This is a genomic window from Methanoculleus oceani, assembly GCF_023702065.1.
GTDB lineage: Archaea > Halobacteriota > Methanomicrobia > Methanomicrobiales > Methanoculleaceae > Methanoculleus > Methanoculleus oceani.
The window spans coordinates 399,536-420,074 of record NZ_QFDM01000001.1; the positions used below are offsets into that span (position 1 = coordinate 399,536).

At 64.1% G+C, this 20,539-nt stretch carries 26 protein-coding genes; 19 read left to right on the forward strand and 7 right to left on the reverse strand.

Annotated elements, in window-relative coordinates; genetic code table 11:
• Positions 1-82 precede the first annotated feature (82 nt).
• The 14 genes from DIC75_RS02100 to DIC75_RS02165 all read left to right on the forward strand — a co-directional run bounded on the left by DIC75_RS02100 (position 83) and on the right by DIC75_RS02165 (position 7,939).
• A complete protein-coding gene (locus tag DIC75_RS02100; RefSeq protein WP_250986360.1) occupies positions 83-1,162 on the forward strand; it encodes a permease in 1,080 nt (359 codons plus the stop codon).
• A gap of 10 nt (positions 1,163-1,172) precedes the next feature.
• Positions 1,173-1,442, forward strand: a complete 270-nt coding sequence (locus tag DIC75_RS02105; protein WP_250986361.1) for a hypothetical protein — start codon at positions 1,173-1,175, stop codon at positions 1,440-1,442.
• Complete coding sequence (locus tag DIC75_RS02110) at positions 1,439-1,672, forward strand: thioredoxin family protein (RefSeq protein ID WP_250986362.1); 234 nt, start codon at positions 1,439-1,441, stop codon at positions 1,670-1,672. Before DIC75_RS02105 ends, DIC75_RS02110 begins: the two co-directional genes overlap by 4 nt.
• A 27-nt stretch (positions 1,673-1,699) precedes the next feature.
• Positions 1,700-1,942, forward strand: coding sequence for a thioredoxin family protein (locus DIC75_RS02115; RefSeq protein WP_250986363.1), 243 nt, complete (start codon positions 1,700-1,702; stop codon positions 1,940-1,942).
• Positions 1,943-1,945: 3 nt separating this feature from the next.
• Entirely contained in the window at positions 1,946-2,812 is an 867-nt protein-coding gene (locus DIC75_RS02120; RefSeq protein ID WP_250986364.1) for a putative zinc-binding protein, read from the forward strand.
• 4 nt (positions 2,813-2,816) lie between these two features.
• Positions 2,817-3,224: an arsenate reductase ArsC gene (locus DIC75_RS02125; protein ID WP_250986365.1), complete on the forward strand. Its 408-nt coding sequence runs from the start codon at positions 2,817-2,819 to the stop codon at positions 3,222-3,224.
• Positions 3,225-3,239: 15 nt separating this feature from the next.
• Entirely contained in the window at positions 3,240-3,572 is a 333-nt protein-coding gene (locus DIC75_RS02130) for a putative zinc-binding protein (RefSeq protein ID WP_352151545.1), read from the forward strand.
• A gap of 303 nt (positions 3,573-3,875) precedes the next feature.
• A complete protein-coding gene (locus tag DIC75_RS02135; protein ID WP_250986367.1) occupies positions 3,876-4,277 on the forward strand; it encodes a nitrophenyl compound nitroreductase subunit ArsF family protein in 402 nt (133 codons plus the stop codon).
• Positions 4,274-4,990: an aromatic aminobenezylarsenical efflux permease ArsG family transporter gene (locus tag DIC75_RS02140; RefSeq protein ID WP_250986368.1), complete on the forward strand. Its 717-nt coding sequence runs from the start codon at positions 4,274-4,276 to the stop codon at positions 4,988-4,990. Before DIC75_RS02135 ends, DIC75_RS02140 begins: the two co-directional genes overlap by 4 nt.
• A 155-nt stretch (positions 4,991-5,145) precedes the next feature.
• Entirely contained in the window at positions 5,146-5,310 is a 165-nt protein-coding gene (locus tag DIC75_RS02145; protein ID WP_250986968.1) for a hypothetical protein, read from the forward strand.
• Positions 5,311-5,334: 24 nt separating this feature from the next.
• Complete coding sequence (locus DIC75_RS02150; protein WP_250986369.1) at positions 5,335-6,240, forward strand: permease; 906 nt, start codon at positions 5,335-5,337, stop codon at positions 6,238-6,240.
• A 20-nt stretch (positions 6,241-6,260) separates the two neighbouring features.
• A complete protein-coding gene (locus DIC75_RS02155) occupies positions 6,261-6,425 on the forward strand; it encodes a hypothetical protein (protein ID WP_250986370.1) in 165 nt (54 codons plus the stop codon).
• 6 nt (positions 6,426-6,431) lie between these two features.
• Positions 6,432-7,550: an ACR3 family arsenite efflux transporter gene (gene arsB, locus DIC75_RS02160; protein ID WP_250986371.1), complete on the forward strand. Its 1,119-nt coding sequence runs from the start codon at positions 6,432-6,434 to the stop codon at positions 7,548-7,550.
• Positions 7,547-7,939 (forward strand): DUF2703 domain-containing protein, encoded by a 393-nt coding sequence (locus DIC75_RS02165; RefSeq protein ID WP_250986372.1) that lies wholly within the window; start codon positions 7,547-7,549, stop codon positions 7,937-7,939. The genes arsB and DIC75_RS02165 overlap by 4 nt, the downstream gene beginning before the upstream one ends.
• A gap of 57 nt (positions 7,940-7,996) precedes the next feature.
• Here the strand turns inward: DIC75_RS02165 and DIC75_RS02170 are convergent, their stop codons facing one another.
• Positions 7,997-8,695, reverse strand: coding sequence for a nucleoside-triphosphatase (locus tag DIC75_RS02170; protein WP_250986373.1), 699 nt, complete (start codon positions 8,693-8,695; stop codon positions 7,997-7,999).
• Positions 8,696-8,981: 286 nt separating this feature from the next.
• Between DIC75_RS02170 and DIC75_RS02175 the strand changes: the two genes are divergently transcribed.
• The gene (locus tag DIC75_RS02175; protein ID WP_250986374.1) at positions 8,982-9,479 is read left to right on the forward strand and encodes a peptidylprolyl isomerase; all 498 of its coding nucleotides are present in this window, start codon (positions 8,982-8,984) and stop codon (positions 9,477-9,479) included.
• A 13-nt stretch (positions 9,480-9,492) separates the two neighbouring features.
• Complete coding sequence (locus DIC75_RS02180) at positions 9,493-9,963, forward strand: ribonuclease III domain-containing protein (RefSeq protein ID WP_250986375.1); 471 nt, start codon at positions 9,493-9,495, stop codon at positions 9,961-9,963.
• Between the two features lie 10 nt (positions 9,964-9,973).
• Here DIC75_RS02180 and DIC75_RS02185 read toward each other — a convergent pair whose 3' ends face one another.
• The 5 genes from DIC75_RS02185 to DIC75_RS02205 all read right to left on the reverse strand — a co-directional run bounded on the left by DIC75_RS02185 (position 9,974) and on the right by DIC75_RS02205 (position 18,070).
• Positions 9,974-11,266 (reverse strand): L-lactate MFS transporter, encoded by a 1,293-nt coding sequence (locus DIC75_RS02185; protein ID WP_250986376.1) that lies wholly within the window; start codon positions 11,264-11,266, stop codon positions 9,974-9,976.
• A gap of 28 nt (positions 11,267-11,294) precedes the next feature.
• Entirely contained in the window at positions 11,295-13,184 is a 1,890-nt protein-coding gene (acs, locus tag DIC75_RS02190; protein WP_250986377.1) for an acetate--CoA ligase, read from the reverse strand.
• A 326-nt stretch (positions 13,185-13,510) separates the two neighbouring features.
• Positions 13,511-14,452 (reverse strand): magnesium transporter CorA family protein, encoded by a 942-nt coding sequence (locus DIC75_RS02195; protein WP_250986378.1) that lies wholly within the window; start codon positions 14,450-14,452, stop codon positions 13,511-13,513.
• A 99-nt stretch (positions 14,453-14,551) separates the two neighbouring features.
• Positions 14,552-16,576 carry a sodium-translocating pyrophosphatase gene (locus DIC75_RS02200; RefSeq protein ID WP_250986379.1) on the reverse strand — a complete coding sequence of 675 codons (2,025 nt, stop codon included), beginning with the start codon at positions 16,574-16,576 and terminating at the stop codon, positions 14,552-14,554.
• A 90-nt stretch (positions 16,577-16,666) separates the two neighbouring features.
• Positions 16,667-18,070: a DNA-directed DNA polymerase II small subunit gene (locus DIC75_RS02205; RefSeq protein WP_250986943.1), complete on the reverse strand. Its 1,404-nt coding sequence runs from the start codon at positions 18,068-18,070 to the stop codon at positions 16,667-16,669.
• A 102-nt stretch (positions 18,071-18,172) separates the two neighbouring features.
• Here DIC75_RS02205 and DIC75_RS02210 point away from each other — a divergent pair, with 102 nt between their 5' ends.
• From DIC75_RS02210 to DIC75_RS02220, 3 genes are read left to right on the forward strand one after another with little or no spacing between them, the layout of a single operon-like run.
• Positions 18,173-18,841 carry a S24/S26 family peptidase gene (locus DIC75_RS02210; protein WP_250986380.1) on the forward strand — a complete coding sequence of 223 codons (669 nt, stop codon included), beginning with the start codon at positions 18,173-18,175 and terminating at the stop codon, positions 18,839-18,841.
• A gap of 28 nt (positions 18,842-18,869) precedes the next feature.
• Positions 18,870-19,958, forward strand: coding sequence for a 5-amino-6-(D-ribitylamino)uracil--L-tyrosine 4-hydroxyphenyl transferase CofH (cofH, locus tag DIC75_RS02215; RefSeq protein WP_250986381.1), 1,089 nt, complete (start codon positions 18,870-18,872; stop codon positions 19,956-19,958).
• Positions 19,959-19,984: 26 nt separating this feature from the next.
• Positions 19,985-20,155: a hypothetical protein gene (locus DIC75_RS02220; protein WP_250986382.1), complete on the forward strand. Its 171-nt coding sequence runs from the start codon at positions 19,985-19,987 to the stop codon at positions 20,153-20,155.
• A gap of 15 nt (positions 20,156-20,170) precedes the next feature.
• On the opposite strand, the gene DIC75_RS02225 is transcribed toward DIC75_RS02220, so the two are convergent.
• Positions 20,171-20,482 carry a YunC family protein gene (locus tag DIC75_RS02225; RefSeq protein ID WP_250986383.1) on the reverse strand — a complete coding sequence of 104 codons (312 nt, stop codon included), beginning with the start codon at positions 20,480-20,482 and terminating at the stop codon, positions 20,171-20,173.
• Positions 20,483-20,539: the final 57 nt, after the last annotated feature.

Sequence of the window (20,539 nt, forward strand, 5' to 3'; positions counted from 1 at the left end):
ATAACCTTTATGCCCGACCCCGCACACATTACTTCAAAATAATTTGAATTTGCAGATCCCGGACCCTCTGCGAGGTAGACTCATGATCGACATACTCATCAGCGCCCTCTCATCGGGGCTTGCCTCCGTGCTCGACTACCTCTCGGCGCACGTCCTCACCTGCCTGGTCCCGGCGTTCTTCATCGCCGGCGCCATCACGGCCTTCGTCAAAAAAGACGCTATCCTGAGATACTTCAGCCCGGACACGCCGAAGCCGATCTCCTACGGGATCGCATCGGTCTCGGGGACGATCCTTGCGGTCTGCAGCTGCACCATCCTCCCGATATTCGCGGGCATCCTCAAGAAAGGGAGCGGGATCGGTCCGGCAACGACGTTTCTCTTCGCAGGGCCCGCCATCAACATCCTCGCGGTCATCTACACCGCGTGGGTCCTCGGGTTCGACCTCGGGATAGCACGGGCGGTCTCTGCGGTTGTGCTCGCCATCGTCATCGGGCTTGCCATGGCGCTGATCTTCCGGTCCACCGACGTCGAGACGCTCAAGAAGAAGGCGATGGCGCCGAGCGTCGCCGGGGCGTGCGAGGAGGAGAAGCCGCGCTGGGTTACGCCCGCCTTCTTCGCCCTCCTCGTAGGGGTGCTGGTCTTCGGCGCCTCGCCGCTCGACTGGACGCTCCGGCTCGGCATCGTCTACGTCCTGACCCTCGCCATCGCCGTCCTGCTCATCTACTATTACGACCGCGACGAGGTGACCGACTGGGGGCTCGAGACCTGGGACCTGACGAAGAAGATCTTTCCCATCCTGATCGGGGGGACGTTTCTCGTCGGGATCATCGCCTTCTTCCTCCCGCCGGAGACCTTCCAGCCCTACTTCGGGGACAACTCGCTCGCGGCGAACTTCCTTGCGGCAGTCGTCGGGATGATTCTCTACATGCCGACGCTGCTCGAGGTCCCGATCATCGGCACGACCTTCGGCTACACCACCGGGCACATGGCTGCAGGACCGGCGCTCGCCCTCCTGCTCGCCGGCCCGACGGTCAGCCTCCCCTCGGTCCTCGTCATTTACCGGATCGTCGGGGCGAAGAAGACGGCGGCCTACGTGGCACTGGTGGTCGTTTTCGCGACCGTTGCCGGGTTCGTCTACGGGAACGGGATGCTGCTTATCTAGGAGAGGGTCTATGAAGACGGAGAAGAGAGAGAAGCCCTGCTGCGCCGCCGAAGCCCTGCGACGCATCCGCCGGATCGAGGTCGGGGGTGTCGTCGTCGGGCTCGCGATGCTCGACGACGTCCTGGACGACGTCATCGATCGCGGTCTTGCCGGGGAAACCGCTATCGGCGATGAACTGGTGAGACAGGTGAAGATCTACAACTACATCCCGAAGGAGGCGGAACCGCTCTACCGGGAGGCGCTCCTTTTAGCGTATCAGAACGAGGTGAAGAAACGATGAAGGTTGAAGTGCTCGGAACCGGCTGCGCCAAGTGCAAGCGGCTCACGAAGAACGTGGAGGCAGCGATCAAAGACCTCGGCATCGAGGCCGAACTCGTCAAGGTCGACGACATCACCGAGATCATGGACCGCGGCGTGATGCTGACGCCGGCGCTCGCCGTCGACGGGGAACTCAAAGTCTCCGGCCGGGTGGCGGACGTGAAAGAGATCAAGGAGATCCTGCAGGGGTGAGATGCCTTTCGCCCCCGTGGAGGAAAAATGGTGCTGATAGAGGTATTCGGGACCGGCTGCGTCAAGTGCAGGCGGATGCTGAAGAATGTCGAGATCGCGGTCAGAGACCTCAAGATCGATGCGGACGTCCACAAGATCGAAGATCTCGATGCGATGATCGATCGGGGGGTGATGCTGACGCCGGCGCTCTACGTCGACGGCGAGGCCAAGGTCGTCGGCCACGTCCCCTGTGTCGAGGATATCAAACAGATACTGCTGGGAGAGAAGTAAACCATGACGGAACAGAACATACCCCGGTGCGCCTGTGAATCCGGGATAGAGACGGAAGGCGGCACGAAACGGATCATCTTCGCCTGCGCCGGCGCATCGAAGGCCGGACAGCTCTCGAATGAGGCCGCTGTTCAGTTAACGAAGGAAGGATACGGGAATATCGCCTGCACGGCCTCCCTCGCCGTCTCTACACCCTCGATCAAGAAGAAGGTCGAGGCAGCGGACAAGGTGATCGTCATCGACGGCTGCCCGGTCGGCTGCGCCCGCCAGATCGCTGAGAAGGCCGGCATCACGCCCGACCAGGAGATCGTGGTCACGGACCTCGGGATCGAGAAAGGCGGGAGCCTCGACCTCTCCGAAGAGGACATCGAGACGGTCGTCTCCGCCGCCTGGGAGGGACGGGGGAGAGAGAAGCAGGAGCAGAGGGCTGAGGTCTCCGGTGGATGCGGCTGCGGTACCGATTGCGGTTGCGGGGGATCGACGGACACCCTCGTCGTTGAATGGCGGCATATCGGAAGAGACGTCGAGAACACCTGCGAGCGGTGCGGCGAGACCGGACGGGCGGTGATGGACGTCATCGAAGAGATACGCCCCATCCTCGAGGAAGGGGGCGTCGCGGTCCGGGTCGTCGAGACGATTCTCACGAACGAGGAGATCGGAGAGTCGAACAGCATCCTCTTCAACGGCGTGCCGCTCGAGGACCTGATCGAAGGGATGGAGGTGACCACCACGCCCTGCGCTTCCTGCGCCTGCATCACCGGGCAGGACGATGCAGCGTGCCGTGCGGTCGAGTATAACGGCGAGCGTTACGAGTCGATCCCGCCGGAGCTGATCGCCCGGGCGGCACTCAGGGCACTCGGGCTGGAGTGATACCATGAAGAAGAGAGTGCTCTTCGTCTGCACCCATAATTCCGCCCGCTCGCAGATGGCGGAAGGCTACCTGAACACCCGCTACGGCGACCGCTACCAGGCTTTCTCCGCCGGCACCGCGCCGGGAACCCTGAACCCCCATGCCATCCGCGCGATGGCCGAGATCGGGATCGACATCTCCGGCCACCGCTCAAAGGATCTCGGTGAGTTCGACGAGCAGGAGATGGACCTTCTCGTCGCCGTCTGCGAAGGAGGGCTCTGCCCCTTCTTCCCCTGGGCGAAGGAGGAGATCCATCAGGAGTTCCCCGACCCGTCGAGACTCACCGGCACCGACGAGGAGATCATGGCGGGCGTCCGGCGCATCCGCGACGAGATTACGGGCTGGATTGATGCGACGTTCGGGGGGGTCTGAACGGCATTCACCGTCATCGCCTGTTCGGGGATATCGAACACCGGGAAACTGACGGCCCAGACCGGGGCGATGCTCCTCCACTGCTCCTGCGGGGCGGTCGAGGCCTGTATCGCGGCCACCCGACCGACGGCGTCGCTGGAGGCTGCGGTCCGGCACGCGGATCGTGTCCTGGTGCTGGACGGGTGCGCCGACTGTTGCGGGCAGAAGAAGCTCCAGGCGCTCGGGGTCGAGCCGCACCTGCACCTTGTCGCAACTGACTGCGGCATCGAGAAGAACGGGATGGCCGAACCCCGGTTCGATGAGATCGAGCGCCTTTCAGCCGCCGTGCTGGAGGCGATCCGGCGGTGAACCGCGTTTTGTCCCCGACACGCAGTGGAGAGACGTCGATATCTTCGGCAGGGGAATGCAGTGATGAAGCATCACTGGAGAAAGCGTATATATCAACCTGTACAAGAACACAGAATCATTTCAAACTAAATTGCAACAGTCAATCCAGCGACAGGAGCGTCCCTGATGAAAACAAAACAACCATGCAGTCCTGAGGCCCCGCGCGTGCGCCGGGGGCTTGCCTGCAGCATAACCGGACGAAAGGTCCTGCCGTTAGTTGCGCTGTCGGTTCTCCTGGCCTTTGCCACCCTCTTTGCAGGATGCATGACAGAACCCGGCGGAGCGGATGCCGCCACCGTCTCGCCGCTCAACGGCACCGTCACGAACGTCGAAGTCATCCACTTCACCGCACCGAACCAGTGTTATTCCTGCGTGGTGCTCGGCGACTACGCCGAAGAGACGGTGAAGACACACTTCCCCGGTGAACTCGGCTCCGGGAAGGTGATCTTCGATCACGTCGACGTCGCCGACCCGGAGAAGAAGGAGATCGTCGAGCGCTACGGCGCGACCGGCTCGTCGCTCTGGATCGGCACCTACGACGACCAGGGCGGATTCTACAAAGAAGAGGATACCCGGGTCTGGTACAAACTCAACGACAAACCCGGCTACATGCAGTATCTCAAGACGCTGATCGGGATGCGTCTCGCCGGGGACTTCTCGCAATGAGCCTGATGGGGTTCATGGAGACGATGGGGACGAGCAGTGTTCCCCTCGTCGCCGCGTCCTTCATCGGGTTGATGATGGCCCTCTCGCCCTGCCCGCTCGCGACGAACATCGCCGCGATCGGCTACCTCTCCCGCCGGATCGGCAGCCCGGGGCAGACCCTCCTCGCCGGGGTGCTCTACAGCGCGGGAAGGGTGGTCGTCTACGTCGGCATCGCCGCAGCGATTGTGACCCTCGGGCTCTCCGTCCAGGGGATCTCGCTCTTCCTCCAGACCTGGAGCGAGGTGCTCGTCGGCCCGTTGCTGATCGTGATCGGGGTCGTGATACTCGATCTCGTCCCGCTTCCCTCCTTTCAGGGCGGCAGCAGGCGATTTGCCGCGTTCAAGGAGCGGGTCGCCGATCAGGGGCTCGCGGGAAGTTTCATCCTCGGCGTGCTCTTCGCACTGACTTTCTGCCCGTTCTCGGCGGTGCTCTTCTTTGCGATGCTGGTCCCGCTGGCGCTCCGGACCTCTGACCCGCTCGGGGTGCCGGCGGTCTTTGCCGTCGCGACCGCTCTGCCGGTGATCGCGTTCTCGCTGATCATGGTGACCGGGATCGCGAAGGTGGGGAGCGCGATGAAGGCGGCGGAGAGGTTCGAGTACTGGATGCGACGCATTGTGGGGGTGCTCTTTATCGGGATCGGGATATACCTTCTTGCGGCAATGCTGCTCGCGTGAGGCCGGATGCTACCGGGTGCGAGTCGCTCCCGGCGGCGCCCATCTGCCATGCCGTATAGATTCAACTTTTATTGAAACAGAAATATTCATAACCTATACGACCAACAGTAGTTCAAACCAGGTTGAAACACTCCGGCGAACCCGCCGGGGCGGACGTGAAGACCATGACAGGCGAGAATGAGAAAAAAGGCGAAGCAAAGATCGGATCACGGATAAAGAACCTCTTCTCTTCCGGCTGTGGCTGCGGTGGCGGCGGCTGTTGTGGGACGAAGATCGTCCCGAAGGCGAAGAAGGAAGAGCCCGAGACGAAGGAGGAGTAACGCACCTATCCGGGAGCGGGCCCCATGGATGTTCTCTCGACGCTCATCACCGCCGGGCAGTTCTTCGTCGTGATAACCGCCGAACTGATCCTCCTCTTTGTCGGGATCACGTTCCTCGTCGGGCTGCTCCAGGCCTACATCCCTGAAGAGCGGATACGCCGCGTGCTTGCCGGGAGGCGGGAGGGTGTCGGGAATGTCCTTTCTGCCGGGTTCGGGGCGCTCACCCCCTTCTGCTCCTGCTCGACCATTCCCATCCTCCTCGGCCTCCTCGATATCGGGATACCGTTCGGGGTCTGCATGTCGTTTCTGTTTGCGTCGCCGCTCTTGAACCCGGTGATCCTCGCCCTCCTCGTCGCGCTCGTCGGGGTCGTCCCGACCGCGATATATGCCGCCGTCACGTTTGCCGCCGCCGTGGTCATAGGCTGGCTCCTCGGCCGGCTCGGCTACGAGCGCTACGTCAGGGACGTGATGGTCGAAGGGCGGCCGGAGCCCTGTGACTGCGCCGCGGGCCACACAGTCCGCATACGGGGAGCGTTCTCCTTCGCGGTCAGCCTCTTTCGGCAGGTCTTCCCCTACCTTCTCCTCGGCGCGGGGATCGGGGCGTTCATCTACGGGTTCATTCCCGAAGACCTGATCGTCTCCCTCGCGGGACCGGATAACCCGCTCGCCATCCCGGTGGCGGCGGTGATCGGGGTGCCGATGTACATCCGGGCGGAGACGCTCATCCCGGTGAGCGCTGTCCTCCTCGAGAAGGGTATGGGGATCGGCGCCGTGATGGCCCTGATCATCGGCGGCGCGGGGGCGAGCATCCCGGAGGTGACGCTTCTCTCGGCGATCTTCGAGCGGCGGCTGGTCGCCGCCTTCGTGGCGACGATCCTCACGGTCGCCGTCCTCGCCGGCATACTCTTCCAGGTGCTCAGCGTGATCTGACCACGTTATGAGGTGAAAGAATGGATCCGAACATACTCTGCCGTGCCGCGGACGCCCTGCGGCAGGTCCGTCGGGCGCGCGAGCATAAGTATATCCTACCCGGTGCCGGGGCGGTGTATGCCGCCGCGCCGGCGAGGGAGTTTCGGGCCGACCGGCGCCCCGGCGGCTGCGGCTGCTCGAGGTGACCGGTGATGGGCACCGTCGACCAGATCCACTCACAGGCCGCCGGCTCGCGGCTCTCGTTCCTCGACCGCTACCTGACAGCCTGGATCGTCCTCGCCATGGTCGCCGGCGTCGCCGTCGGCTATCTTTTCCCCGCGGTGCCTGCAGCGATCACCGGCTTCGCGGTCGGGACGACATCGATCCCTATCGCGGTCGGGCTGATCCTGATGCTGTACCCGCCGCTCGCGAAGGTCCGCTACGAGGAGCTTGGCCGGGTCTTCCGGGACACCCGGGTACTCGGCCTCTCCCTCGTCCAGAACTGGGTCGTCGGCCCGGTCCTGATGTTCCTCCTCGCGGCAGTCTTCCTCTTCGACCGGCCTGAGTTCATGTACGGCCTGATCCTCGTGGGCCTCGCCCGGTGCATCGCGATGGTGATCGTCTGGAACGACCTTGCCTGCGGCGATTGCGAGTACTGCGCCGCGATCGTGGGCTTAAACTCCGTCTTCCAGGTCCTCTTCTATGCCCTCTACGCTTACGTCTTCATCACCGTCCTCCCGCCGCTCCTCGGGATCGGGGCCGGGACGGCGGTGCCGATCACGATCGCGGGCGTCGCCGTGACGGTCTTCGTCTACCTCGGCATACCGTTCATCGCCGGGCTTCTGACCCGGTTTACGCTCATCCGGGCACGATCGAAGGCGTGGTACCAGGAGCAGTTCATCCCGAGGATATCGCCGATCACCCTTGTCGCCCTGCTCTTTACGATCGTCGTGATGTTCTCGACCCAGGGGGCAAACATCGTCGCCCTCCCCTTAGATGTCGTCCGGATCGCCATTCCGCTCACGATCTACTTCCTTGTGATGTTCTTCTTCTCGTTCTGGATGTCCTGGAAGGTCGGCGTCGACTACGGCCGGTCTACCGCGCTCTCGTTTACTGCGGCAAGCAACAACTTCGAACTCGCCATCGCCGTCGCCATCGGGGTCTTCGGGATCGGCTCGGGTGTGGCGTTCGCCACGGTCATCGGCCCGCTCCTTGAAGTGCCGGTGCTGATATCGCTCGTGAACGTTGCCCTCCGACTGCGGGACCGGTGGTATGGCGGGGAGGCGACAGTGACATGTCCCGTCGGTGCCAATGGAGGAGGTACACCATGAAGAAGGAACTCGTCATCGAATGGAAACACATCGGAAGCGAGATCGAGAAGACCCGCGAAGAGTTTGAGGAGACCGGGATGACGCTCAAAGCGGTCCTCGCAGAGATCAGCATGCTCCTCGAGATGGAGGGGGTCGGCGTGCGGATGGAGGAAACCGTCCTCCCCGATGATGCCCCCGCGGGATCGGAGAGCCTCCTCTTCAACGGGGTCCCGGTCGAGGACCTTCTCGAGGGGGTCGAGGTGACCGCCGCGTCCTGCTCCTGCACATCCTGCGAAGACTGCGGGGGGGAGACGGAGTGCCGGATGCTCCGCTACAGCGGCGAGGAGTACAGAGTTATCCCGCCGGAACTGATCGGGCGGGCGGCCGCAAAAGCGCTTGAACTGGAGTGAAGGCGTGGCGGAGCCGCGCTTCGATGAGATCGAGCGGCTCAGCGGGGCGATCCGGGCTCACCCTTCCGGGCCGTAGCATCGTCTGAGGATTGCCGGGGGTGCTCCGGCGGCCGCCCCCGCGAGCAGGGGGGGATCGCCGGCGATATAATCCATAAACGGGACCGTTGGCGTCGTGGAGATTGCCTGCGCCTCCCGCCACTCCCAGACGGCGTCCATCACATCGCCTGCCGTCGCCATCACGCTCGCGGTCCCGACGTCCACAACGACCGGGTTCGTGATCTTCCAGCGTTCGACGACCGTATCGAGGAGCCGGCGCCGGACGGTCCAGACCATCGGCGGGTGCGGGTGCGTGAGCAGCCGGTCGAGTTGCTCCGCCCAGACCGCGCCCTGGAGCTCGAACCTTCCCACCTCGTCGACGACCATCAGATCGGTCCTGTAAGGATCCGGCGGCGCGAGCGCCCGGCGGCCGAACGCGAGCCCTTCCGGCCGAAAGTAGAATCGACCGTGGACCTCGCACCGGGGATCGGGATCGATCGAAGAGAGCTCCTCGTGCCCGCCGGTGGCAAGGTCGACGAGGGTGAACCCCGATCTGCGGCCGTCCCGCATATGCCCGGGAGCGAGCACGCCCCTGACCCGGACGTGCAGCCCGACGGTGAGCCCGAGGACCAGGTGCAGAAACGTCGTCTTGCACTGGCCCTGCCCGCCGGTGATGATGAAGACCGGCTCATCACGGGAGGCGTTCACTCCGGAGTACATGAGGATACATTGTGGCCGCGAGTATAAAACACTTTTACTCAAATGCTTTGTTAAAGTTAAATTGTTTACCGGTTAGATGCGTCCGGGGCCCGCAGCCCTCATGCGGGGTCCGATGCCAGGGGTCCCCATGGACCGGGAGAAGGCCCCTTTGGCCTGCAGAACCTCGTCCCGCGTGAGAGGGGACCGGAACCGGCGCCGCCGGGGGAGGAGACCGGTGCGTGAGGGGGCATACCCCCGCATATCATATAAGTAGCAACGGCGGACAATACCTTACGGAGATTTTCTTATGACAGACCAGAAGAACGGAACAAAGGTCGTGCTCCACACGACCATGGGAGCTATCACGATTCGCCTCTACGACGACATGCCGGTGACCGCGGGCAACTTTGCAAAACTGGCGAAATCCGGGTTCTACGACGGCACGATCTTTCATAGGGTGATCGCGGGATTCATGATCCAGGGCGGCGACCCGACCGGCACCGGGACGGGCGGCCCGGGATACACCATCACCGACGAGTTCGTGAAGGGTCATTCGAACACCCGCGGGACGATCGCCATGGCGAACACCGGCCGCCCGAACAGCGGCGGCAGCCAGTTCTTCATCAATCTGGTGAACAACGACTTCCTCGACTGGGACAACCCCAAGACGCCGAGCGCCCACCCGGTCTTTGGCGAGGTGGTTGAGGGGATGGACATCATCGACAGGATCGCGAAGGTGAAGACGAGCTCTTCCGATAAGCCGAAGGTCCCCGTCCGGATCGAGAAGGCCGAAGTCGTGGAGTAACGTCCCTCTACCCATGAGCGACGCCGGCGCCGGCCGCAAGAATCCGGGCTTGATCGAGGAGCGGATCGGCTACACCTTCAATGACCGCGCACTTCTTACGCGGGCACTCACCCGCCTCGCGTACACCCTGGAGGCGGGTCTCCCCCCCGAGACCCACATGGACGCTCTTGCCACCCTCGGCGATGCGGTCATCAACGTGGTCGTCGTGGAAGCGGTTGTTGCGGGCGGAGCGCACGACAAGGGCGCGATAACCAACAGAAAGATGAACCTGGTGAATATGACCCGGCTCAGAGGGCTCGCGGAAGACCTCGACCTCGCCGACTACGTCCGCTGGGGAAAAGGGGAGGCCGCCCAGCGGGTCTGGACCTCCGGCCGGGTCCTCGCCGAGTGCCTGGAGGCGCTCGTCGGCGCCGTCTACCTGGACGGCGGGATGGCCGCGGCCGCGGGAGTGCTCCGGCGGCTCGGGCTCACGGAGAAGGGGTAAGTTCTCGCCTTCATTCCTCCGTCGCCGTCGCCGACACGGCCTCTCTCGCCGGAACCCCCGCCGGCGGCCGCATCAGGAGCCAGGCGACGACGAACCCCACAGCGGCGAGGGCCGCGACCCACGGGAAGACCCCGAGGTAGGTCCCGGTCGCCGTCCGGATGAATCCCGCGAGCTGCGGCCCGACGATGGCGCCGGCGCCGTAGGCGAGGAAGACGACCCCGTAGCACCGCGGGTAGTCGCACGTCCCGAAGTAGGACGCCGTCGCCGCCGGAGCGATGGCGAGCCAGCCCCCGAGGCATCCCCAGAGGACGGCGAACGAGAGGATGTAGGCCGGTGCCCCCGGCGCGAGCCACATCAGGACCGATGCCGCCGCGATCAGCGCAAACGTCAGCATCGCCGTGGTGCGGGGGGATATCCGGTCGGCGAGACCGCCGAACGCCGGCCTCCCTGCACCGTTGAAGACGGCGAAGAACCCGACGAGGAGCGTCGCGAGCCCCGCGTCGACTCCGGCGAGCTCGGTCCCGACCGGTTTTGCGATCGATATCGCCATCAGCCCCGCGAGGCATCCGACGAAGTAGCAGGCGAAAAGGCCGTAGAACGTCCCCGTCCGGAGCATTGCACTGCGGTCGCACTCGCAGACCGGCGTCGTGCCGACCCCGGGCGCGGGCGCCGTCCATCCCGCCGGCCGCCAGCCCTGCGGCGGGAACCGGAGCGGCAGGGCCGAGATGACCAGCACGGCGATGAGCGTCACCCCGAAGACCTGAAACGTCGTCATCACCCCGTAGGCGGCGATCAGGGCACCTGCAGCGTTTGCGGTGACAAACGCCGAGAAGCCGAACCCGAGGAGGGCGAGCCCCACCGCGAGCCCCCGCCGGTCCGGGAACCACCGGGCTGCCACGGCGACCGGCGCCCCGTAGGCGATCCCGACCCCGAGGCCGCCGATGACGCCGTAGACGACGTAGAGGGCCTCGACCGACGTCGCCGTCGAGGCGAGGAGCCACCCGAGGCCGGTGAGGATCCCGCCGACGATCGTCACCCTCCGCGGGCCGTAGCGCTCGATATACTTCCCGGCGAGCGGCATCGCTATCGCGAAGAAGGCGAGGAAGACCGAGAACGGGAGGAGGACCTCTCCCGCCGTCACCTCCCGACCGAGCGCCGCGGTGAAGTGCGCCGCAAGCGGCGCGACGAAGACGCTCCATGAGTAGATGCTCCCGAGGCAGAGGTTGATGACGAGGCCGAGGGCGACGAGCCCCCAGCGCCCCTTCTCGGCAGGCATGCCGAAGACCTTCGGTGTGTCGGACATGATGTTCCCTCACGAAAGAAGAGGAGGGTTACTCCTCCAGAGTGGAGATGTCCCCCGGGTCCATGCCGAGCTCCCGGGCCTTTAAGACCCGGCGCATGATCTTGCCGCTCCGGGTCTTCGGGAGCCTATCCATGTACTCGATCTCGGCCGGCACCGCGACGGGCCCGAGGCTTTTCCTGACATGGCGGGCGAGTTCGTCGGAGAGGCCGTCGCCGGGGTCCGCACCCATGCGGAGGGTGACGAAGGCCTTGATGACGTTCCCCTTCAGGGGATCGGGCTTCCCGATGACGGCCGCCTCAGCCACCGCGTCGTGGGAGACGAGCGCACTCTCGACCTCCGCGGTCCCGATGTTGTGCCCGGAGACGACGATCAGGTCGTCGGCCCGCCCGATGACCATGATGTAGCCGTCCTGATCCTTCACCGCGAGATCGCCTGCGGTGTAGCATCCCGGGATGGTGTTCCAGTAGGCGCGGTAGCGCTCGTCGTTGCCGTGGACCGTCCGGAGCATCGCGGGCCAGGGTTCCTTGATGACCAGGAACCCGCCGGTGCCGGGCGGGACCGGGTTGCCCGCTCTGTCGACCACGTCCACGACGGCGCCGGGGATGGGCTTTCCGGCAAACCCCGGCTTCATCGCCTCGCCGATCATCGTCGTCACCATCTGCATCCCGGTCTCGGTCTGCCACCAGGTATCCACGATCGGGCACCGCCCGCCGCCGATCGCGCGGTAGTACCACTCGAATGCCTCGGGGTTGAGCGGTTCGCCGACCGAGCCGAGCACCCGGAGCGTTGAGAGGTCGTACTTCGCCGGCCACCCGTCGCCGTAGCGCATGAACATCCGGATGGCGGTCGGGGCGGTGTAGAAGATCGTCACCCCGAGGTCCCGGATCAGCTGCCAGTAGGCGCCCGGGTCCGGGTAGTCCGGCGTCCCCTCGACGAGGACGACGGTCGTGCCGACCGCGAGCGGGCCGTAGACGATGTAACTGTGGCCGGTGATCCAGCCGGTGTCGGCGGTGCACCAGTAGACGTCGTTCTCCTTGATGTCGAAGACGTGGCGGGTGGTGTAGTAGGTCCCGACCATGTAGCCGCCGCAGGTATGCACGATGCCTTTCGGTGCGCCGGTCGAGCCGCTCGTATACAGGATGAAGAGCGGGTCCTCGGCATCCATCGTCTCCGCGGGGCATTCCGGGGCGGCGTGGACCATGAGGTCGCCGTAGTCGACCTCCCGGGCGGGATCGAGGTCGACGGCCGGGGTTTCGCGCCGGAGGACGACGACCCGCTCGACGCACGGGGCGTGCGTGAGCGCTTCCCTCGCGATCCCCAGGAGGGGGATGGCTTTTCCACGACGGTAGCCGGCGTCTGCGGTGATGAGGACTTTTGCCTCCGCGTCGTTGATCCGCATGGCAAGCGCATCGGGCCCGAACCCACCGAAGACGACCGAGTGGACTGCCCCGATCCGCGCACAGGCGAGCATCGCGATGACCTGCTCGGGGACGAGCGGCATGTAGATGCAGACCCGGTCGCCCTTCCCGACACCGAGGCTCGCGAGACTGTTTGCAAACCGCATCACCTCGCGGTAGAGGCCGTCGTAGGACAGGACCCGCTCCTCTCCCTGCTCGCCGCGCCAGACGATCGCCGGCTTATCCTTCCGGTCGCCGGCGACATGACGGTCCAGGCAGTTGTAAGTGATGTTCAGGTGCGCATTGACGAACCACTTCGCGTAGGGGTAGTTCCATTCCCTGACTCGATCCCACGGCTTGAACCAGACCAGTTCCCGGGCGATCCGGTCCCAGAAGGCCTCCGGGTCGCGCACGAATTCCTGGTACGCCCGGGTGTAATCCGGTGTCCAGGCGGTCGCCTTACACCGGGGGTCGGGGAGGTAGCTTTTCTCCTCCAGTTTCACGGCAAATGTCTCTGCCATCTTCCCACTCTTCTACATGATTAATCATGCCGGATTGCCCCGGTCGATTCCCGTGCGGGTTCGACACAGTGCAAAAGCGGCTCATTTCGGGTCCGTCATTTTCCGATCGGTCGGCCCGTGGTCGTGTTGCTGTACATGCGGTCGCCGGCAACCTGTGCCGGCCCCCGCCGGGAGCGTGGTTTCTCCGGGCGCCTCCTCCCGTGTGGCCGCCCCAGATTATACATGATCTATCATGTATAATTTGACATGATCAATAATGTAGGATTTGGAGATAAACCTTATGGTCTGCCGGAAGGCCGGAGCCGGGGTTTTGCCCCGGGAGAGTGTTACAGCCACCCTTTCCGGTTGATGGCCACCGCGAGGAGGGAGGAGACGATCAGGGAGAGGATGATGATGATGACGAATCCGTAGGGGTGATCCTCAAGGGGAACGGGGACGTTCATCCCGAGGAAACTTGCGATCATCGTGGGGATAGCGAGGATGATGGTTATCGAGGTGAGGAGTTTCAAGATGTTGTTGAAGTTGTTCGATATGATCGAGGCGAAGGCGTCCATTGTCTCGGTGAGGATCGTCGAGTAGGTGTTCGCCATCTCGATCGCCTGCTTGTTCTCGATGATGACGTCCTCGAGGAGGTCGGTATCGTCCGCGTACATCCGGAGCGGCTGGAACGTCAGGGTCTTATCGAGGACGATCTGGTTGCTTCGAAGCGACGTCGAGAAGTAGACCAGGCTTTTTTTGAGGTTCATCAGCTGGATCAGTTCCCGGTTCCGCATCGACTGGTTCAGTTCGGCCCCGATCCGGTCGGATACCCGCTCGATCTGGCGCAGGTACTGGAGGAAGTAGGATGCGTTTAAAAAAAGGATCTGCAGTACGAACCGGGTCTTTTTGAAGGTGTAGAAGTGTTTCACCCGGCCGTTCGTGAAATCCTGGACGATCGCGTTCTCGCGGAGGCAGACGGTGACGATGGTATCGGGCGTAACGATGATCCCGAGCGGCATCGTCGTGTAGAGGATCGTCTGCTCGGGGTACGGCATCGGGATATCGATGACGATCAGGGTGACGCCGTCCTCGGTCTCGGTCCGCGGACGCTCCTCCTCGTCGAGTGCCGCACGGAGGTAATCCCCCGGGACGGAGAGTCTTGTCGCGACCTCCTCGATCTCCTCCCCCGACGGATTGATCATGCAGACCCATGAACCGGGCTCGAACCGCCCGGTCTCCTCCGTCCGGAGAGCCGGTGCTGCCTCAACCGTGCGGTATATGTGGATCATGCGGTCTCTCACCTCCTGAACCCGGGCTCACAGGATTACATTATCTGCGCGGCGGGAAGAAGGTATGGCCTCCCGGGAGGCATCGAGCTTAAAAAAAGGTTAGATGACCAGGATCAGCGGCGCAAAGACCAGCGCGACCATGGACATCAGTTTCAAGAGGATGTTGATGGCGGGTCCCGACGTGTCCTTGAAGGGGTCGCCCACGGTGTCGCCGACGACGGCCGCCTTGTGGGCCGGGGAACCCTTTCCGCCGAGGTGGCCCTGCTCGATGTACTTCTTTGCGTTGTCCCAGGCTCCACCGGCGTTCGCCATCGTGACGGCGAGGAGGAACCCGGCCGCAAGCGAGCCTACGAGCAGGCCGCCGAGCGCTTCGGTGCCGAGGACGAACCCGACGGCGAGAGGCGCGGCGACGGCGAGGATGCCGGGCAGGATCATCTCGCGCAGCGCCGAGTTCGTGGAGATGGCGATGCAGGAGGTGTAGTCGGGCTCGGCCGTCCCCTCCATGAGGCCGGCGATCTCCTTGAACTGGCGGCGGACCTCGTGGACGATGCTGTATGCAGCTTTCCCCACCGCCATCATCGTGATGGAGCAGAAGAGGAACGGAAGCATCGCACCGATCAGGAGGCCGATGAAGACGTTCGGGACCGATATGTCGATGACCGAGAGGCCGACCGCCTGGGTGTAGGCGGCGAAGAGGGCGAGCGCCGTCAGCGCCGCAGAGCCGATGGCGAACCCCTTGCCGATGGCAGCGGTGGTGTTGCCGACGGCGTCCAGGGTGTCGGTGATCTCGCGGACTTCGGGTTTCTGGTGGGACATCTCGGCGATACCGCCGGCATTGTCGGCAACCGGGCCGTAGGCGTCGACGGAGAGGGAGATGCCGAGCGTCGAGAGCATGCCGACGGCGGCGATCGCGATACCGTAAAGCCCGGCGACCTGGTACGAGACGTAGATCGCGACGGAGATGATCAGGACCGGCCAGATGGTGCTCTCCATCCCCTTCGCAAACCCGGTGATGATGGTGGTCGCAGCCCCGGTTTCGCTGGACTTGACGATGGCAAGCGTCGGGCTCCGGTCAAAGGAGGTGTAGAACTCGGTGATCAGGCCGATAGCGAACCCTGCTACGAGACCGGCGACGGTTGCGTAAAAGACCCCGATATACTCCGCCCCGAGGAGCGAGGTCACGAGGAAATAGACGGAGATGACGACCAGGACGAGCGCGGAGAGCAGACCCTTGTTGAAGGCCATGTGGATGGCACTGCTCTCGGTCTTGTTGGTCCTGACGAAGAACGAGCCGATGATGGACGCGACGATACCGACCGCGGCGATGAGCAGCGGGAGGACGATCACGTTCATGGTGATGGCGTTCGGGAACTGCGTGGCCGCGACGGCGACGCCGAGGACCATCGCTGCGATGATCGAGCCGACGTAGGACTCGTAGAGGTCCGCACCCATGCCGGCGACGTCGCCGACGTTGTCACCGACGTTGTCGGCGATGACGGCCGGGTTCCGGGGGTCGTCCTCGGGGATGCCCGCCTCGACCTTGCCGACGAGGTCGGCGCCGACGTCCGCGGCCTTGGTGAAGATACCGCCGCCGACACGGGCGAAGAGGGCGATCGAACTTGCTCCGAGGCCGAACCCGGTCACGATGGTGAGGATTTCAGCCTGGGAAAGCCCGGTTACGGTGCTGATGACCACGTACGCGATCGAGAGCCCGAGGAGCCCGAGCCCGACCACGGCCATGCCCATGACCGAGCCGCTCGCAAACGAGACTTTGAACGCATCTGCGATCCCTCTCCTTGCGGCGTTCGTGGTCCGGACGTTTGCGGCCGTGGCGGTGAACATGCCGATGTAGCCGGCGGTCGCCGAGAGCGCCGCACCGAGCACGAAGCAGGCGGCGGTGAGCGGGTTGATCCAGACGGCGAGGACGACGGCAAGCACGACGACGAATATTGCTATAGCGCGGTACTGTCTGTTCAGGTAGACCATTGCTCCCGTATGAATGGCGGCAGCAATCTTCTGCATCAGGTCGGTACCTGTACCCTCCCGCCTGATACTCATATACGAGTATCCTGCGAACAGGAGAGCAAGAACGGCACCAATGGGTGCCAGATATACCAGATCCATCTCTCTGCATTCCTCCGATTGAGTACCATATACAAAGGGATTCAACATTTTTAAATATGTGGAAAAGATCCGGGGAGATCTGATGGAAATTCAGCTAAAATCCAGCACTTCGGGCTGGAGTGTCTGGAGATCGACGACGAACGCCCGCGCGGGCGTAGGGTGGATATTCATCTGTTTCTGAAACGCAGTCTGGGACTGCCAGGTGCCGGTGTTCACTCCGAGGACGCCCCGGTAGCGGGTGATGCCGCAGATGTGGACGTGCCCCGTGAGGAGGATCTCCGGGAGCGGATCGATGACGAGCCGGTCGGTCTTCATCGCTGCGATGGGGGTCCGCATACCGTAGGGAGAGGCCAGCAGCCGACGTTTCAGCATCTCCTCCATGATCTCGCCGGGCCGCTCGTAACTCGCTCCCGGAATGAGCCCGATCATGTCGTCGATCGACCGCCCGTGGTACATCAGGACCCGGACGCCCTGGAGGTTCAGCAGGCAGGGGTTCTCGACGAGGGTGCAGTTTGCCGGGAACTTCCCGGTGAACTCCGGCGGGATCGCCGGCTGCGGCTCGGCCATCCTGACGACGTCGTGGTTCCCCGGGGCGGCGACGATCCGGATCCGGGAGGGCAGGTCCCGGAGCATCTCTGCAAAGACGTCGTACTGCTCGTAGATGTTCTTGATCGTCAGTTCGTTCTCCTGCCCGGGGTAGATCCCGATGCCGTCGACGAGGTCTCCCGCGATCAGGAGGTAGCCGGCGTCGGAGTCCTGGAGCCAGTCGGCGAACCGGTTCCACCCCTCCTCGAGGAACGTGTCGCTCCCGACATGAACGTCGGAGATCAGGACCGCCTTGCCCGGCCGGTCGCTCCTGAACGGGGCGTTGTTGATGGGAACGTCCGGGCGGGAGAGTTGCTCGGCGAAGAAGAGTCCCCCGTCGTTTGAGAGTTTTCCCTTGACCCCGATCACCTCGTCGGGGAGGATCCGCTCCGCCTCCGCGAAGGAGTCGTCCCTTCCTTTATTGAAGAGCACCCGCATGGCCCCGGTGGGATCCTCCACCTCGACGAGCCGGTGCCCTTTGGCGGTCGTCCGCACGTCGGCCACCATCCCGATGACGTTGCACTCCTCGTCCCGGTAGCGGTGGGGGGATTTGACCAGCGCCTCGATCGGCATCACGTTCATCCGGCTCCGGATCATGGAGGAGAGGCTGTTGTAGCGGTCCCGGAAGTAGTGGACGGCGTCCTCGTGGCCGCTGACGCTGCCCGTGGTTCCGGGGTTCCCCATGATCACCTCGAGTTCCGGATCGACGAGGAACCGGGTCCCGTCACGGACCTTCCGGAGGCCCGGGATATGCTCCGCTGAGATGACCAGGGTGCCGCCGGGGACCCCCGCTGCTATCCGGTCGATGAGCGTCGGGTCGTCCTGCTCCCGGATGTAACTCACCACATCAGGATGGACCTGATGCTTCAGCTCAAGGAACCGGCGTACGATCTCGGCGTTGGCGAGCATGGACTTCATGTTATTCTCCCCCCGGCAATATGGGTTTATCTTTTTCGCGCTTCACCCCCGGACAACCTATGTATATGAAGGATAGCAATCTCTTTAGAACAGATGTCGGATACCACCTGGCTGCAGCGTGCAGCATCGGCCCTCGCGGCGTTCCGGGAGAGTGACCGCCCGGTCGTCTCCCTCGCCCGGGATCTCCTCTGGGTCGTCGCGGTCGTGGGCGGCATTGCTCTTCTTCTCTACCTCTTCGCCGGCACCTGGCCGGCGGTGGTCACGATCGAGTCGGAGAGCATGGTCCCGAACATGAACGTCGGCGACCTGGTGCTCGTCGTCGACGAGGACCGGTTCGGCGGTCTCACGACGTGGGTCGAGGGGCAGAGGATCGGACACTCGTCCTTCGGGGACTACGGCGACGTGATCGTCTACCGCCCGAACGGCGCCGACTCCGTCCACCCGATCATCCATCGGGCGATGACCTACGTCGATACCGCCGCCGTGGAAGAGTCGGGACTCGGGCAGTACTACGAAGACCCGCACGGCGGCTACATCACCCGGGGGGACAACAACCCCTACATCGACCAGGGAAACCTCCGGATATCCGGCGTCGGGGTGGTCGAGCCGGTGAAGAAGGAGTGGATCGTGGGTAAAGCCCTCTTCGCGGTGCCGCTCATCGGCTACCTGCCCCTGCATCTCGTCGAGTTTGCCGTCATCGTCATCCTGATCATCCTCATCCACGATTTCGTCCTTGCGCGGCGCAAAGAGAAAGAGGAATAAATCCGGAATTACAAGAGAGTTGCTTACGATGCCGTATTCGCTGAAAAATCTCCTCGACGACACGCTCGCCGGCCACCGGCTCACGGAGGAGGAGGCCGTCCGCCTCCTTTCGACGCGCGACCGGGGCATCTGGGATATCGCCGCCGCCGCAGACGAGCTCCGGGAGCGGAAGGTCGGCGACGTCGTCACCTACGTCCGGAACCAGAACATCCACGTCACCAACATCTGCAAGAACCTCTGCGGGTTCTGCGGGTTCGGGCGGCGGGCGACCGACCCGGATGCGTTCTGCGACGGGAGGGACGCTATCCGGGAGAAGGCGCGCCAGGCCGCGGCCCGGAACGTCACCGAGATATGCCTCCTCTCCGGCGTCCACCCGGACTACACCCTCGACTCCTACATCGACCTCATCTCCTGTGTCCGGGAGGTGGCGCCCGGCGTGGACATCCACACGGCGAGCCCGGACGAGATTGCCTGGGCGGCGAAACGGAGCGGTCTCTCGACGAAGGAGGCGATCGATCGCCTGCGGGATGCGGGCCTCGGCACCCTGCAGGGCACGGCGGCCGAGATCCTGGTCGACGACGTCCGGCGGGTGATCTGCCCGAACAAGTGCGACACGGCAACCTGGGTCCGGATCATCAAGGAGGCGCACCGTCTCGGTCTCCGCTCGACGGCGACGATCATGTACGGCTCCTGCGAGAGCGAGGCGGACCGGGTCCGGCACCTCGCGGTCCTCCGGGAGATCCAGGACGAGACCGGTGGGTTTACCGAACTGGTGCCGCTCTCCTACCTCCACGAGAACACCGACCTCTACCTGAGGGGCCTCGCGCCTGCGGGCGCCACCGGTCGTGAGGATCTCCTGCTCTTTGCGGTCGCGCGTCTCTTCCTGGACAACTTCGACCACATCCAGATCTCCTGGGGTAAGGTCGGGAGGAAGACGGCACAGCTGGGGCTGTTCGCGGGCGGCGACGACCTGGGCGGGACGATGTTCTGCGACGACGTCAGCACGGATGCCGGCGGCGAGGGCGCCGACTACCTGGATCCGGACGAGATGCAGCGGATCGCAAGCGACCTCGGCCGGATCCTCAGGCAGCGGACGACGACCTACGAGATGGTGTGAAGTGCGACGGGCCGAAGGGCCGGAGCATGAGAAAACGCGCAGCGTTTTCGAGTTGCGACTGGTGGCGGGCCGAAGGGTGCGACTGCCGGAACGGCAGGAGCTTGAGAAGGGCGAAGGCCTTCGAGCCGGAGCTCGAGAAAACGCGCAGCGTTTTCGAGCAGCGACGCTCCGTCGTTGCCGGACGCCGGAATCGGTGAACTACTGAGACCGCGTCACATCCTGTTCAGGGCCTCCCTCCCGGGCATCCCGATCTCGACGCGGCGCTGCACCGCCGGGAGGTTTGCCGCCTTCACCTCGGCATCCATCAGGCCGTCGAGGTCTTCCAGGGTGGACTCCGAGGCACCGACGATCGCTGCGGGAACCCCGGCGTTTGCCAGCGCCTCGATATCGAACCCGTCCGTCCCGATCATCCCCTCGTCGGTCACCCAGGCCATCAGGCTGGTGCTTCCGACCGGGATGACGTATCCGTATGCATCCTTGTAGCTGAGTCGCGTCCGCTGGTGACACAGGATCTGCTGAGCCATGGCTGCCGGGGTACCCCGGGAACTGATAAGTGTATGCACCACCACCGGGCGCACCCG